This window comes from Thalassobacillus sp. B23F22_16, assembly GCF_043496955.1.
Lineage (GTDB): Bacteria > Bacillota > Bacilli > Bacillales > Halobacillaceae > Thalassobacillus > Thalassobacillus devorans_A.
In genome coordinates this window covers 98149-111898 of record NZ_JBIEKD010000008.1, presented here as the reverse complement: position 1 = coordinate 111898, position 13750 = coordinate 98149, and the positions used below count along the sequence as shown (strand labels likewise).

14 protein-coding genes are annotated in these 13750 nt (G+C 43.3%); 4 read left to right on the top strand and 10 right to left on the bottom strand.

The genetic code is table 11. The features are described from left to right. Positions 1 to 13 precede the first annotated feature (13 nt). Both xylB and xylA read right to left on the bottom strand, forming a co-directional pair. Entirely contained in the window at positions 14 to 1504 is a 1491-nt protein-coding gene (xylB, locus tag ACGTNI_RS08615; RefSeq protein WP_394461600.1) for a xylulokinase, read from the bottom strand. A gap of 4 nt (positions 1505 to 1508) precedes the next feature. Next, the gene (gene xylA, locus ACGTNI_RS08610) at positions 1509 to 2834 is read right to left on the bottom strand and encodes a xylose isomerase (RefSeq protein ID WP_394461598.1); all 1326 of its coding nucleotides are present in this window, start codon (positions 2832 to 2834) and stop codon (positions 1509 to 1511) included. A gap of 104 nt (positions 2835 to 2938) precedes the next feature. Here xylA and ACGTNI_RS08605 point away from each other — a divergent pair, with 104 nt between their 5' ends. Then, on the top strand, positions 2939 to 3532 hold the full coding sequence (locus tag ACGTNI_RS08605; RefSeq protein ID WP_394461596.1) for a YesL family protein: 594 nt from the start codon (positions 2939 to 2941) through the stop codon (positions 3530 to 3532). Positions 3533 to 3534: 2 nt separating this feature from the next. Here ACGTNI_RS08605 and ACGTNI_RS08600 read toward each other — a convergent pair whose 3' ends face one another. From ACGTNI_RS08600 to ACGTNI_RS08590, 3 genes are read right to left on the bottom strand one after another with little or no spacing between them, the layout of a single operon-like run. Next, positions 3535 to 4356: a carbohydrate ABC transporter permease gene (locus tag ACGTNI_RS08600; RefSeq protein ID WP_394461594.1), complete on the bottom strand. Its 822-nt coding sequence runs from the start codon at positions 4354 to 4356 to the stop codon at positions 3535 to 3537. A 15-nt stretch (positions 4357 to 4371) separates the two neighbouring features. Further along, entirely contained in the window at positions 4372 to 5250 is an 879-nt protein-coding gene (locus ACGTNI_RS08595) for a carbohydrate ABC transporter permease (protein WP_394461592.1), read from the bottom strand. Positions 5251 to 5307: 57 nt separating this feature from the next. Further along, the gene (locus ACGTNI_RS08590; protein WP_394461590.1) at positions 5308 to 6603 is read right to left on the bottom strand and encodes an extracellular solute-binding protein; all 1296 of its coding nucleotides are present in this window, start codon (positions 6601 to 6603) and stop codon (positions 5308 to 5310) included. 139 nt (positions 6604 to 6742) lie between these two features. Here ACGTNI_RS08590 and ACGTNI_RS08585 point away from each other — a divergent pair, with 139 nt between their 5' ends. Together ACGTNI_RS08585 and ACGTNI_RS08580 are read left to right on the top strand one after the other, a co-directional pair. Beyond that, positions 6743 to 7927, top strand: coding sequence for an ROK family transcriptional regulator (locus ACGTNI_RS08585; protein WP_394461588.1), 1185 nt, complete (start codon positions 6743 to 6745; stop codon positions 7925 to 7927). Between the two features lie 18 nt (positions 7928 to 7945). Beyond that, on the top strand, positions 7946 to 9544 hold the full coding sequence (locus ACGTNI_RS08580) for a glycoside hydrolase family 43 protein (protein WP_394461586.1): 1599 nt from the start codon (positions 7946 to 7948) through the stop codon (positions 9542 to 9544). A gap of 453 nt (positions 9545 to 9997) precedes the next feature. On the opposite strand, the gene ACGTNI_RS08575 is transcribed toward ACGTNI_RS08580, so the two are convergent. From ACGTNI_RS08575 to ACGTNI_RS08555, 5 genes are all read right to left on the bottom strand, one after another. Further along, positions 9998 to 11533, bottom strand: coding sequence for a YifB family Mg chelatase-like AAA ATPase (locus tag ACGTNI_RS08575; RefSeq protein WP_394461584.1), 1536 nt, complete (start codon positions 11531 to 11533; stop codon positions 9998 to 10000). Further along, positions 11493 to 12077 carry a transposase gene (locus tag ACGTNI_RS08570; RefSeq protein ID WP_394461582.1) on the bottom strand — a complete coding sequence of 195 codons (585 nt, stop codon included), beginning with the start codon at positions 12075 to 12077 and terminating at the stop codon, positions 11493 to 11495. The genes ACGTNI_RS08575 and ACGTNI_RS08570 overlap by 41 nt, the downstream gene beginning before the upstream one ends. 94 nt (positions 12078 to 12171) lie before the next feature. Further along, a complete protein-coding gene (locus ACGTNI_RS08565) occupies positions 12172 to 12321 on the bottom strand; it encodes a hypothetical protein (protein WP_394461580.1) in 150 nt (49 codons plus the stop codon). Positions 12322 to 12454: 133 nt separating this feature from the next. Beyond that, entirely contained in the window at positions 12455 to 12736 is a 282-nt protein-coding gene (locus tag ACGTNI_RS08560; RefSeq protein WP_394461578.1) for a hypothetical protein, read from the bottom strand. Continuing rightward, positions 12736 to 13002 (bottom strand): hypothetical protein, encoded by a 267-nt coding sequence (locus ACGTNI_RS08555; RefSeq protein WP_394461577.1) that lies wholly within the window; start codon positions 13000 to 13002, stop codon positions 12736 to 12738. The genes ACGTNI_RS08560 and ACGTNI_RS08555 overlap by 1 nt, the downstream gene beginning before the upstream one ends. A 347-nt stretch (positions 13003 to 13349) precedes the next feature. Here ACGTNI_RS08555 and ACGTNI_RS08550 point away from each other — a divergent pair, with 347 nt between their 5' ends. Next, positions 13350 to 13613: an AbrB/MazE/SpoVT family DNA-binding domain-containing protein gene (locus ACGTNI_RS08550; RefSeq protein ID WP_394461575.1), complete on the top strand. Its 264-nt coding sequence runs from the start codon at positions 13350 to 13352 to the stop codon at positions 13611 to 13613. Positions 13614 to 13750 lie beyond the last annotated feature (137 nt).

Sequence of the window (13750 nt, the reverse complement as noted above, 5' to 3'; positions counted from 1 at the left end):
CTCTCCTCCTGTTCTACTTCCTGAAATCTTTGAGCTCTTCACTCAGCTCTTCCGTCTGGTGATAAACCTTTTGATAAATGGAGAAAAGTCGTTTGTACGTCTCGACGCGCTCTCTATTCGGTTCAAAGTACTCTGCTTCTTCTAAAAAGGAGTCCGCACAATCTGCTAGCGTATCGTACCAACCACACCCGTAAGCGGCGATCATTGCGGCACCCATTCCTGGTCCCTGCTCACTCTTCAACTTCACGATCGTTGCATTGAAAATATCTGCTTGCATCTGAAGCCATTCTTCATTTTTTGCACCACCACCGATTGAAATAATGGTGTCGATTTTCTTTCCATTCTTACGAAACATTTCAATTGATTCGTTCAGAGAAAAAGTGATGCCTTCCATCACAGCTCGTACGAAATCTTCCCGACGATGAGAGGAGTCCATACCAGTGAACGTCGCTCGTATGGTTGCGTCGGCGTGCGGTGTTCTCTCTCCAGCAATATATGGTGTGAATAAAAGACCACGAGCTCCTGGAGGCACTTCTTCAACATCCTCCAAGAAATCTTCGAATTCCTCTCCAGGAGCGAACACGTCCTTGAACCAGCTCAGACTGTAGCCAGCTGCGAGCGTCACACCCATTGTGTAAAGAGCATCAGGTGCGGCATGGTAAAAGTAGTGCGCTTCTCCTCCAAAATCTTTACCCGCATCCGCTTCATAAGAAAGAACAACTCCAGAGGTTCCGATACTGCATAATGTCTTTCCTTCTCTTAAAATTCCAGTACCAACTGCACCACATGCGTTATCGGCTCCTCCGGCAAACACTTTTGTATTTCGGGACAACCCTGTTTCCGTCAATGTCACAGTCCCAGTCTGATTGGTCGAAGCGACCAGCGGAGGACAAAAGGAGATAGGAAGACCAACAGCCTTACAGACCTCCGTACTCCAGTCTTTATTCTCGATATCAAGCAGCAGAGTGCCAGCAGCATCAGAATACTCCATGCAAAGTTCTCCCGTGAGCCGGTAACGTACATAATCCTTTGGTAGTACAAACGTCATTGCTCGCCTGAAGTTCTCCGGTTCGTATTCTTTCACCCATAAAATCTTTGGCAGAGTAAAACCTTCAAGCGCCGGATTCTTCGTAATGGAAAGAAGTTTCTTTTCTCCTACTTTTTCATAAATCTCCTGACACTGTTCTGTTGTTCTGGTATCGTTCCACAAAATCGCAGGACGTACGACATTGTATTTTTGATCGAGCAGGACGAGACCGTGCATTTGTCCGGAAAAACTCAACCCCTCTATCTCACTTACGTCTTTCTCCAATCTATCTGTTAAAATTTTTAACGCTTCCACAGTCTCTTTAACCCATTCCTCCGGGTCCTGTTCGCTCCAGCCACTCTTCGGTTGTGAAAGCGATAGTGGTCTGGATACTTCATCAATAATCTGTCCTTCCCGGTCGACAACGAGCGCCTTTACCGCGCTCGTCCCGAGATCCACTCCTACTGTGTATGCCACTTTATCACTCTCCTGCATATGCTCTTAACAAGTATTGGTTTATTGTCGATTTAATCAGTTCAAGTCGCCCGGACTGGTGATTGATTTCCTTAAGACCAAGAGCGTGTTTTTCAAGGGAATGGAAATCTGCTTTTCCGTTGACAATATCTTTTCCAATTCCGCTTTGATAGCTGCTGTAGCGCTCGCTGATGATATCTTCAAGTACACGGTCATCATACATTTGCTGTGCAATTTTCAAACCAACAGCAAAGCTGTCCATACCGGCAATATGGGCATATACAAGATCATCCTGTTCGAATGAACCGCGGCGCACTTTGGCATCAAAGTTCAGGCCACCTCTCCCCAGCCCACCGTTTTTGATAATTTCATACATTGCTAATGTCGTGGCATACAGATCTGTCGGAAATTCATCTGTATCCCAGCCGAGCAAAGGATGTCCCTGGTTAGCATCGACCGACCCGAGCACACCGTTAACGCGTGCATAGTGAAGTTCGTGTTCGAATGTGTGGCCGGCCAGGGTCGCATGGTTGGCTTCAATATTAAATTTAAAATGATCCTTTAAATCATACTTCTCCAGGAACGCTAGGCCAGAGGCTACATCGAAATCATACTGGTGAGTTGTCGGCTCTTTCGGTTTTGGTTCAATAAGGAACTGGGCGTCGAAGTCAATTTCTTTGGCATAATCGACTGCCATATGGAAAAACCGGCCTAAGTTATCGAGTTCGATTTTCATATCCGTGTTAAGGAGGGTCTCATACCCTTCACGTCCGCCCCAAAAGACGTAATTCTCTCCTCCAAGCTCCTTGCCGATTTCGAGCTGCTTTTTCACTTTCGCCGCCGCGTAAGCAAACACGTCTGCATTGTTCGAGGAAGCAGCGCCGTGGATAAAACGAGGATGTGTGAAATTATTTGCTGTGTTCCACAAAAGTTTCGTTTTGCTGTCTTTCATATAGTCTTTAATCATCGAAACAATCGTATCAAGATTATTGTTCGTCTCAGCGAGTGTATCTCCTTCTGGAGCGATATCGACGTCATGGAAACAGAAGTATGGCACACCGAGCTTTTCGAAAAATTCAAAAGCCGCCTCTACCCGGGCTTTCGCCAGGTCCATACCATCGTAATGATTCCAATTACGTACTGCAGTACCGACACCAAACGGATCGGACAAATCTTCCGTAAACGTATGCCAGTAGGCGATACCGAATCGGAGATACTCTTCCATCGTATGTCCACCAATTTTTTCTTCGGGATTGTAGAATTTGAATGCATATGGATTTTTCGAAACGGCACCTTCATAGTTAATATTTGGAATGTTTTCAAAGTAAGTCATTTTATTTCCTCCTGTCTTTATAATTATGGATGAACCCCTGGACGATTCAAAAATTTGCGGTACAATAAGTACCACGAAATAAACCGTTTTGGGAGGTCATTATGATGAAAACCTTTTCAAGTAAGCTTTATCAGGCAATGGAATGGATAACAAAATTTGCTTTCCTACAGCTATTATGGGTGCTCGGCACGCTGGCCGGACTCATTGTTCTTGGAATCTATCCTGCCACAGGGGCGGCTTTCAGTGTCACAAGGAAATGGCTGAACGGCAAAACTGATCAAAAAGTCCTATCCATGTTCTATCACTATTACCGTAAGGACTTCGTGAAATTAAATGTCCTTGGTCTTTGGATTAATTTTTTACTGTTGTTAGTTTATCTTGATATATTTTATTTACAGAACAACCAAAGCCTTCTATCCATCCCGTTTTTCGCCTTCATCTTCATCCTGGCACATTATTTATTGTACATTTTCCCGGTTTACGCCCACTTCGAGTACACGGTGGGAGAAGTAATCAAAAATACATTTTTCCTACTTATTGTGAACCCGACAGCGTCGTTTTTCCTTGGTCTTACAACAATTCTTCTGACTATTCTCTATGTGCTGTTTCCAGCTGTCAGCGCCATTTTTGGAATCAGTTTATTTGCATTTTTGATTACATGGAACGCTCGGTTCACATTCCAGAAACTGAAAAATTGACTTTAACCTTTAACCGCGCTTGAAGATATTCCTTCTACAACCTTATTACTAAAGAAAATGAACGCGATAAGAATAGGGAGCAGACTAATGATTAGTGTTGCCCCGATAGCTCCCCAGTCGGTCATATATTGACCAATGAAATTTTGAATACCAACGGTAAGTGTTTTGTATTTATCGGAGCTTATAAATGTGTTGACGAAAACGAACTCATTCCAATTGTAGATCATGTTGATAATGACAATCGTTGATAACACAGGGGTCGTCATCGGCAGAATGATGCGGAAAAACAACCTGTGAATCGAACAGCCATCCATAATTGCTGCTTCTTCGATTTCTTTCGGAAGTGTGTAGTAAAAACCAAGCAGAATCATCATCGTAATAGGCAGGTTATATGCCGTATACGTAAGCACAATTGAAATCGGATTATCAATTAGGTTCACATTCAAAAACATACTGAACAAGGGAATAATTGCAGAATGAATCGGAATCATTAATCCGACCATAAATAACCCAAGTACAAACTTATCGAACTTCCATTGCATCCGAGTAATGGCGAAAGTCGCCATACTGGCAAAAAGGGCAGTGAAAATAATGGCAACGACGGTGATCCATACACTGTTGAAAAAGTAGAGACCAATTCCGCCTTCCCATACTTTCGCGTAATTTTCCCACAGCCACTTTTTCGGAAGAGCAAACGGATTCCCCCCGAATATCTCACTATTGCTTTTCAGGGAAAACAAAAACAGCCATATGATCGGGAGCAGTTGAAAGACAGCGACAATACCGAGACAAATGTATAGCACTACGTACCACAATTTCTTCATAGTCCCTCTCCCCCTTTAATACTGAATGTTTTCTTTATCTTCGGTCAGTTTACGGACAATAACTGTTACAATCAACGTAATCACCAGCAAGAGAAAACCGATAGCGCTGCCGTAACCGAACTCATTGGTGCTGAACGCTAGCTTGTACATATACGATGCCATTACCTCACTGGCTCCGTTCGGTCCTCCATTAGTCATGACATAAATCAGATCAAAATACTTTAAAGATCCAACAATGGCGAGAACGACTGTCACTTTTACGATTCCTTTGATTAAAGGCAGCTTGATATGATATGCAATTTGAATTGGAGTAGCACCATCGATTTTCGCGGCTTCAATTAAGGATTCGGGAATATTTTTAAGTGCAGCGTAATAAATAAGAATGTAAAATCCAGCATACTGCCAAAGAATAGGTACAAAAATGGCAAACAGGACAATGTCTTGGTTTGCCAACCACGCAGGCGGGCTGTCCCATCCAAACCACATAAGCGCACGGTTTAGCATCCCGTTCGCCGGGTTGTATACCTTGATCCACAATTGTGCTATCGCAACAGAAGACAGGAGCATTGGAATCAAGTAAATTTTCCGCAGAAAGTCAGCTCCTTTAATTTTCGATGCCAAGATCATCGAAATCGCAAGATAGATTAATAGACTCAGGCTAGAAAATAAGGCGAGCAGAAAAGAGTGCAAAGCACTATCCCAGAATGCTGCGTCCTTAATGGCCGCTATGTAATTTTCCATACCGATAAAATCCATAGCGCCAATACCGTTCCACTCCATCAGTCCATAGTAAGCACTCAGTACGAGAGGAACGAAAATAAGAATAGCTACCATCAATAAAGCCGGCATGATATAAAAAGCGATCATCCATTTATTGGACATGACTTTGTTCATTGCTAATATCACTCCTTAAAGTAGAGGAAAGGGAGATTTCCCCTTTCTTCTACTGCTTTATTCCTGAGATAAAACTTCCTGATGAGCTTCTGCGAATTCTTCCGGAGAAACATCCCCTCCAAATAATGCCTGAATTTGATTCAGGTGAGCTTCAGCAGCTTCGGGGCTCATTTGCACATCCGCAAATAGAGTCAAGTTTGATGCATTATTTAAGTCACCAAGCACATCCACATACATCTGGGGCAGATCAAGAGATTCTGCATCAACTTTTGTCGCTGGTATAACACCAGCTTCTGTTACGGACTTTTCCCCCCATTTTTGTACAAAGAATTTGACGAAATCTTTCGCTTCTTTTTTGACCTTAGAGTTCTCCGCTACGAACATTCCTACTCCCGGACCACCCACAAAGCTTTCACGGTCTCCTTCTCCATTCATGGTTGGGAATTTGAAATAGTCGACGGAATCCCTGAACTCTTGTGGAACGTCTTTATTAGTTGTATAGTTCGGAAGGTCCCATGTAGCGATCAGATACATCGCCGCTTGTTCGTTCATAAACATACTCTTTGCTTCCTGATCAGACAATCCATTGAACCCATTTACAAAAGCGTCACCTTGTGCTAACTGTTGTACTTTATCAGCAGCTTCTACAAGCGCGGGATCCTCGAATGAAGCCTCCTGGTTAATCGCTTTAGTCAAAAGATCTGAACCGCCGATACGATCAGCCAGATACATATACCACATCGAACCCGTCCACCGGTCTCTATTTCCAAGAGCAATCGGGGCAACACCATTTTCTTTCAAAGTGTCAACAGCATGTTTAAACTCTTCATAGGTTTCTGGTTTTTCAAGACCATACTTATCGAAGATTGCTTTATTATAGAAAACTGTGGCGACGTTCAGCTCTAGAGGAAGACCATATGTACTACCATCCACCTCGTACGCTTCTGTCGTACCAGCTACGAATGAATCTTTGAACTCTCCTTTTAGCAAATCATCAAGCGGAGCAAATTTCCCCGCTTCCACATAAGGCTTGAGGTAACCTGCAGGCCACGTCATTCCGATATCCGGAAGCTCATCGGAAGTCGAGAGAACTTTGATTTTATCCTTGTACTGTTCATTACTCAATACTTCAAGCTCCACACTGACGTCCTCATTCTGACTTTCATAATCATTAACGATTTCCTCAACTATACGGTTATGCTCAGCAGAGCTTCCTTCCGGCCAAAGATGCATGAATTCAATCACTTTCTTCCCATCATTACCTGCTTCACTTTCGCTACTTTCACTACAACCGGCCAAAATCATAGATACAGAAAATAACAGCGCCAATAATGATAGCGCTTTCTTATTCATGTAAATACCCCCCTTAATTTTTCACCCCTTAAGGTGAAGTTGAGTTTAGATTATCAAAATGAACTTAGTTTGTCCAGTGGATGAACAAAGAATATTATGTTAAAATAAAAACAACTTAAATCACGATAGGTTGGTGGGTATGAAAGAACAGACATGGAACCAGTATACGATTAAAAACCAAAACAAATTGTTGGTACTAAATACGATTTTGAAGCATAAGTGCCTATCACGAGCGGACATCGCTGCTAAAACTGGACTTAACAAAGGGACGGTAAGCTCCCAGGTAAGTGAACTACTCCATGAGGAACTGATCTATGAACAGGGCCCCGGGGAATCAAGCGGGGGACGCCGGCCAGTGATGCTTCTTTTCAATCAGACGGCGGGCTACTCTATTGGAATTGATATCGGTGTCAACTATATTCTTGGTGTCCTCACCGATTTAGAAGGGAATGTGCATCTCGAAAAGTCAATCTCCCTTCAACACTTGAACTATGAATATGTCATGGATCACTTGTATGGAGTGATTGATGAACTAATCAGCAATACACCGGAAAGCCGTTACCATATTACCGGCATCGGAATTGGAGTGCCCGGAACTGTCAGCAAAACCGGCAAAATTTTGCTTGCTCCTAACCTTAAATGGAAAAACGTAGCAATCCGGGAACAGCTTGAAGAACGTTACCAATGCCCGATACTTATTGAAAATGAAGCGAACACCGGGGCGTATGGAGAGCTGAAGTTCGGCTACGGCCGCAGTCATGAAGACGTTATCTATGTCAGCGTCGGTATGGGGATCGGGATTGGTATGATTTTAAACGGCAAGCTATACAAGGGTATGAACGGGTTTGCTGGTGAGATGGGGCATATGACCATCCGCTACGATGGTCCTGTCTGCAACTGTGGCAACCGCGGTTGCTGGGAACTGTTTGCCTCCGAACAATTCCTTGAGCGGGAGATGTGCGATGCCGGTCTTTCGGGAGGAAACCTCGAGGATGCACTTGATGCAGCCTCAAGAAACGATGCAGCCAGTATCCAAATGTTCCATATTCTAGGGGAATATCTCGGGACTGGCCTCGTGAATATCATCAATACGTTCAATCCTAACCAGGTTGTTATCGGCAATCGCATCACACTCGCAAAAAAATGGATTGAACAGCCTTTGCTGCAGAAAGTGAAATCAAACACTTTGTGGTTTCAGCAGGAAGATTTAAAAATCAACTTCTCTGATCTCAAATTCCATTCAACCGCCCTTGGGGCGTCAGCATTTGCCTATGAGAAATTTTTGAAAGCAAACATTCATAATTCAGCTTCTAAAGCGAAATAAAAGAAAGGTGGAACTTATATGAAAATAAAAAACCCCATTCTCACGGGATTTAATCCTGATCCTTCCATTTGTCGAGCGGGTGAAGACTATTATATCGCAGTTTCCACATTTGAATGGTTTCCAGGTGTTGGTATCTATCATTCGCGGGATCTCAAAAACTGGCGTCTCGTCTCACGTCCCCTAAACCGGACAAGCCAGCTGGATATGAAAGGAAACCCAGATTCCGGTGGCGTTTGGGCACCGGCCCTTTCCTATAGTGATGGAAAGTTCTGGCTCATTTTCACTGATGTAAAAGTCGTAGATGGACAGTGGAAGGACTCTCATAATTACCTTGTGACATGTGATACGATCGACGGGGATTGGTCCGAGCCTATCTATCTGAACAGTGCCGGATTCGATCCTTCCCTTTTCCATGATGACGATGGGAAAAAGTACCTCCTCAACATGGTTTGGGACCCACGCGTCGGTAATCATCCGTTTCATGGCATCTCTCTTCAAGAATATGACTCAGAAAGCGAACGGCTAATCGGAAATCCTGAAATCATTTTCAAAGGAACGGATATTAAACTGACAGAAGCTCCCCATTTGTACAAAGTCAATGGCTACTACTACCTTATGACAGCAGAAGGCGGGACGAAGTTCGACCACCAGGAGACCATCGCCCGATCTGAATCGTTATATGGTCCCTATGAAGTACACCCGGAAAATCCGCTAATTTCCTCCTGGCATAAGCCGAGAATCGAACTGCAGAAAGCGGGGCATGCTTCGATGGTACATACCCACACAGATGAATGGTTTCTCGTTCACCTGACCGGACGTCCTCTTGAAAACGATACCAAACCACTACTTGACCCGCGCGGTTACTGTCCATTAGGTCGGGAAACAGCAATTCAGCGTCTATATTGGGAAAACAGCTGGCCATATGTCGAAGGAGGTAATTTCCCCTCGGCTGTCATTGAAGGTCCTGAAATGGAAGAAGTACCCTGGGAGAAAGACTTCCCGGTGAAGGATGATTTTAATTCATCTTCTCTTAATCTACATTTCCAGACACTTCGTATTCCTCTTGGAGATGCAATGTCTCTCGAAGAAAAACCAGGACACCTGCGTTTGTACGGACGGGAATCGCTTACCTCTCTGTTTACTCAAAGTCATGTTGCCAGGCGCTGGCAGGATTTCTCTTTCACAGCGGAAACTAAAGTGAATTTTCAGCCAGAGAACTTTATGCAGGCGGCCGGCCTCGTAAATTATTATAATACTAGAAATTGGACTGCCTTGCAGATTACGAGAGATGAACAAAAAGGGAAAGTGCTCGACCTTACAGTGTGTGATCATTTCTCCTTCGCTCAACCTCTGTCCGAAAAGATCAACCTGCCAGAGGATTCGGAATATATTTACCTCCGTTCTGTTGTCAAGGGAACCACCTATCAGTATGCTTACTCGCTTGAGGGTGAAACATGGAAGGATATTCCGATCGATTTTCCTTCCTATAAGCTGTCTGACGATTATGTGGAAGGCGGGGGATTCTTCACTGGAGCGTTTATTGGAATGCAGTGCCAGGACACTTCAGGCAGGGGTGCTTCTGCTGATTTCGATTATTTCATCTATGATAACCGTTAGATCGACTAGGTGGGAGGGGACTAAAGCTGTCCTCTCCTACCACATTATGCATGGTACGTATACGGTGGTTTCAGAAGCGCTTTTATCTTTTTCTTTGAAACATAATCAAGCACACATTGATAAGTGGGCCTGTAAAATTAAAAATTTTACTAGCTGTAATGTGTTTAGCCGTGCGGTGGTTCTTCTTTTTTCCTAAGAATCTGTGTTGATGCTAATAGATTTTAACTGGATCGATTATCAGTAAACAGATTTTTTGCTATGTTCTGGACTTAAATCTAGCTCTCTCCCGATCTAACACTGCCAGGTTCAGACACCAGGCGCATCCCTCTATCAGGGGGTCTGAACCTGGCCCACATATTTCCAACTGAAATCCCCTCCCAGGTACCGATACATCAAAGTCAGAAAGTCTCAATACAGTGGGTCAGACTCCCGTGATTAACAGTAGAATAGATGTTATTCTTTCACCATGCTAATCTTCTTCCCTCCATGAGCAGGAAAGCGATAACCCAGTGCCTCATCGAGGTCGTGTTCCGTTATCATCTCATTCCCCTTCAAGTCTGCAATTGTCCGGGCTACACGGATCAGATTCACCTGAACCCTGTTGCTGAAATGATAAGTCATGCTCCATGTCTGCAGTAACCCACGCAACCTGGACGATAATGGCGACTTTTTCATCAGTGTCTCATAGGGCACGATACTGTTTGTCATATCATCCCCATAGCGAACATATTGACGATTTCGTGCCTCAGATACCTGTGCCTTCATCATTTCCGAATCGACTTGATGTTCCCTGGTGTGGGTGGCCAAAGAAATCGGCTCTAACTGCAAATGGATATCCATCCGATCGAGGATAGGACCGGACAACCGCTGCTGATAACTGTTGATCTGCTTCGGCGTACATGTGCAATATTTATCCTTTGCTCCCTTATAACCGCATGGGCATGGATTAGTCGCTCCTATTAAAATGAATCTGGCAGGGTAGGTAACAGTTCCGCTGACTCTGCTGATAGTGACCTTGCCGGCTTCGATCGGCTGACGGAGCATATCGAGGGTTTTCTTCGGAAACTCGGCCATTTCATCTAAAAAAAGCGCACCGCCATGGGCTAAGGACACTTCTCCAGGACGGGGCGTCGTGCCGCCACCAATGAGAGAAACAGCCGAAGCAGAATGATGTGGATGGCGATAAGGAGGGTTTGAGGATAATGCACGACTTTCATGAGCGAGCTGGTAGAGGCTGAAACTATCAATCATCGTTTTCTCTTTCATTTCAGGGAGAATCGATGGAAAGGCAGATGCAAGCATGCTCTTCCCACAGCCTGGAGGTCCGCTCATCAGTACATTGTGACCTCCTGCGGCCGCTGTTATCAAAGCCCGTTTCGGAATTTCATGGCCTATGATTTCTGAAAAATCAGCTCCCCATGCTTCATTGCTCTGATCCATATCAACGTCAGCTATCAATGGAAAGGTGATCTGTCGGGTGATACCATTCAAATGATCGACCACCTGCTGTAAATTAGAGACTGGTAACAGCATCGATTGGTTGCGTATCGTTTTTAATCCATGAATATTATTCGGGACAAAAATATGCTGAAAACCCAGTTCTTTCGCCTGCATGACTGCTGCCAGCATGCCTTCGGTTTCATGAATCGAACCATCCAGCGAAAGTGCCCCTAGAAAAGCTGTGCTTTCCAGGATATCACCGGTGAGCTGGTTTGTCTCTTTTAATATAGCGATTGCCATCGCTAAATCGGCCATCGGTCCGTTTTTCTTCTGCTCCGTTGGCGAAAGCAGCACGATAATATGGCGACCGGATATATCGGCCGTAACGGAATGAAGGGCACCTTTCAGCCGATCTTTTGATTCCTTGATTGAAGCATCAGGCAGACCGATTACTGAAACCTGCTCGGCACCGGACAAAGACTGGACTTCGACCCCGATGACATACCCTTCAAGCCCCTTCAGGCCGATACTCTTCACAATAGTCGCCATAAGCTTTCCCTCCTTTTTCCTCTATGTAGTTTTTATATCTTTGAATTTTCGGATCGACAAAACAATCCAGCAATGGCTTTCTTGTAAGAAACGAATGCTGCTCCTTCCCTAAATAAGCCGGATAGCTGCTCCAACGATAAGCTTCCGGAACGGCAACCATACCTGCATTCACAGGATTTAAATGAATGTACTTGCTGGCAGCAAGAAAATAGCTCGTCGTCTCGATCAGCTTGCTGTAATAACGCCCCTGGAATAAATGACCGTTAAACTTATGTTGTTTATTAAAGTATTTGGCATAACGGAATTGGATGAACTGCATAATTTCACCGGGAGGATGATTGTAGACTTCCAGAAGAAGATGAATATGATTGGTCATGAGGCAAAAAGCGTGGACTGTGAAAGGGATCTCTTTCTGACACCGAAGTATCAGCTGAAGATACATATCATAATCGTCATCATTAAAAAACACCGCCGCTCCCCTATTTCCACGAGCAGTGATATGGTACCGGGCGCCAGGGTACCATTGACGAGGCTTTCTCGACATAATAGCAACTCCCTAATTTTTATGCTTCTATTGTAATAAACCACAGCAAAAGAAGGAAATTGCTAAAATCTTATTTCCAAACAAAACGTACATCTTAAACCAGATTTATAACAACGCCAAATACAAGATTATCCCCCAGAATGACCGGTGATTCTTTGGTTATAGTCAAATTACCTAACGCCACCAGGGTGTCTGAACCTGGCCCACGCATTTCCAACAGAAAGACACCCACTGGTAAAGCCACATCAAAATCATGCCTTCTTAATGCAGTGGCTCAAACTCCCGTGAGACGAACCGGAGTACATAGAAATCATTCATTCAGAACATGCAGTAATAAAAAAAGACCCCCTTTTATGCACGGGATCAGATTTTGTCCATTATTTATTTTCACCTGGAAATAAAACCGCAATAATAATAACTTTATTGTCTATTAGCTTAAAATAAAATTGAAATTTCCTTACTACAATCCGGGAAATTCCTTTATATTTTCCAAATTCCTCTGTGTAAGTCTTACTAACTACAGGATTTTTCAATAAATCCTCAGTTTCTAATACAACTTGAGAAACAAAATCCAATGTTTCAAGCGGAGTAAACCTTTCACTCCTAAATTCCGTAAGTTTTTCTCTAACAACCGGAGTCCATACAACGGTACGGGACATTACATGAAATCCTTCTCAGATAAGGATTCTAGAAATTCAGAGGTTGAAATACCTAAACCTTTTTTGTATTGCTCTTCACCTTCATTAAACATACGTTCCAAGCTTGGATTTTTCTCAACATCTGATTTTATTGATTGGTCATCCTCTTCTTGTAAAACAAGCGTAAACTTACCCTTACCAGGAATTGAAAATTGAACCACTGAATTTTCACTATTCATGTCATCAATATACTTCATAAGCTCTTCAGGAGATTGAATCTTTCCCATATTAACACCCCATATAAGAATAAGTTATATTTACATCATACCATACACCATAAATCCCAAAAAACTACATCTACCAACAAGGTATCGAGACCTGACTCAAATTCAATGGCGTTTGCTGGTAAAAAAGATGGCAAGGGTGGTAAGATCCCCAGTGACTGTAATCGCTCCCTCACTTTAACGCGTTACACTTTAGCTGAGTGGGGGCAGGCACCGAAATTGTGTATAAGGAACTATACCCTTCTTTCTTTCAAAATAAAAATCACTATGTTAATATGTAAGTACGTTAATACATTATTACGCATAGAATATATAGTAACTAGCTAAGCTAGAGAGGAGAATTATACGAAATGGGTGAAAAACCTTTGCGAAAAAAAGAAACTCGAAAAGTAGTGCAAACAGGAAATAGCCTCGGGGTAGGGTTACCGAAAGCTATCATTGATTCGTTAAATATTGCTCGCGGGGATGAGATTGAATTTGAAGTGAAGGATGACCAAATCATCTTAAATAAAAAGAGGAAATGGGAAGACGAAGTGGATACGGAGTTGGTAAAAATGCTTGCGGAAACGCTTGACGAACATGATCAGGTATTTAAAAACCTCAGGGATCGTTAAATGGCCATTGTTTATTTAAAAGTCAAAGATGTAGCAGTCATCCACTTTATAATTATGAAAAAATATGGAGAATGTATTTGGCAAGTAAAAAATGTAGTAAATGGCAGTTAAAATTGTATGCCACTTGCCACTCCGCG

Coding starts and splice junctions, on each gene's coding strand:
- xylA (WP_394461598.1), bottom strand. CDS start 2,834: ATGACTTACTTTGAAAACATTCCAAATATTAACTATGAAGGTGCCGTT.
- ACGTNI_RS08605 (WP_394461596.1), top strand. CDS start 2,939: ATGAAAACCTTTTCAAGTAAGCTTTATCAGGCAATGGAATGGATAACA.
- ACGTNI_RS08600 (WP_394461594.1), bottom strand. CDS start 4,356: ATGAAGAAATTGTGGTACGTAGTGCTATACATTTGTCTCGGTATTGTC.
- ACGTNI_RS08595 (WP_394461592.1), bottom strand. CDS start 5,250: ATGAACAAAGTCATGTCCAATAAATGGATGATCGCTTTTTATATCATG.
- ACGTNI_RS08590 (WP_394461590.1), bottom strand. CDS start 6,603: ATGAATAAGAAAGCGCTATCATTATTGGCGCTGTTATTTTCTGTATCT.
- ACGTNI_RS08585 (WP_394461588.1), top strand. CDS start 6,743: ATGAAAGAACAGACATGGAACCAGTATACGATTAAAAACCAAAACAAA.
- ACGTNI_RS08580 (WP_394461586.1), top strand. CDS start 7,946: ATGAAAATAAAAAACCCCATTCTCACGGGATTTAATCCTGATCCTTCC.
- ACGTNI_RS08575 (WP_394461584.1), bottom strand. CDS start 11,533: ATGGCGACTATTGTGAAGAGTATCGGCCTGAAGGGGCTTGAAGGGTAT.
- ACGTNI_RS08570 (WP_394461582.1), bottom strand. CDS start 12,077: ATGTCGAGAAAGCCTCGTCAATGGTACCCTGGCGCCCGGTACCATATC.
- ACGTNI_RS08560 (WP_394461578.1), bottom strand. CDS start 12,736: ATGTCCCGTACCGTTGTATGGACTCCGGTTGTTAGAGAAAAACTTACG.
- ACGTNI_RS08555 (WP_394461577.1), bottom strand. CDS start 13,002: ATGGGAAAGATTCAATCTCCTGAAGAGCTTATGAAGTATATTGATGAC.
- ACGTNI_RS08550 (WP_394461575.1), top strand. CDS start 13,350: ATGGGTGAAAAACCTTTGCGAAAAAAAGAAACTCGAAAAGTAGTGCAA.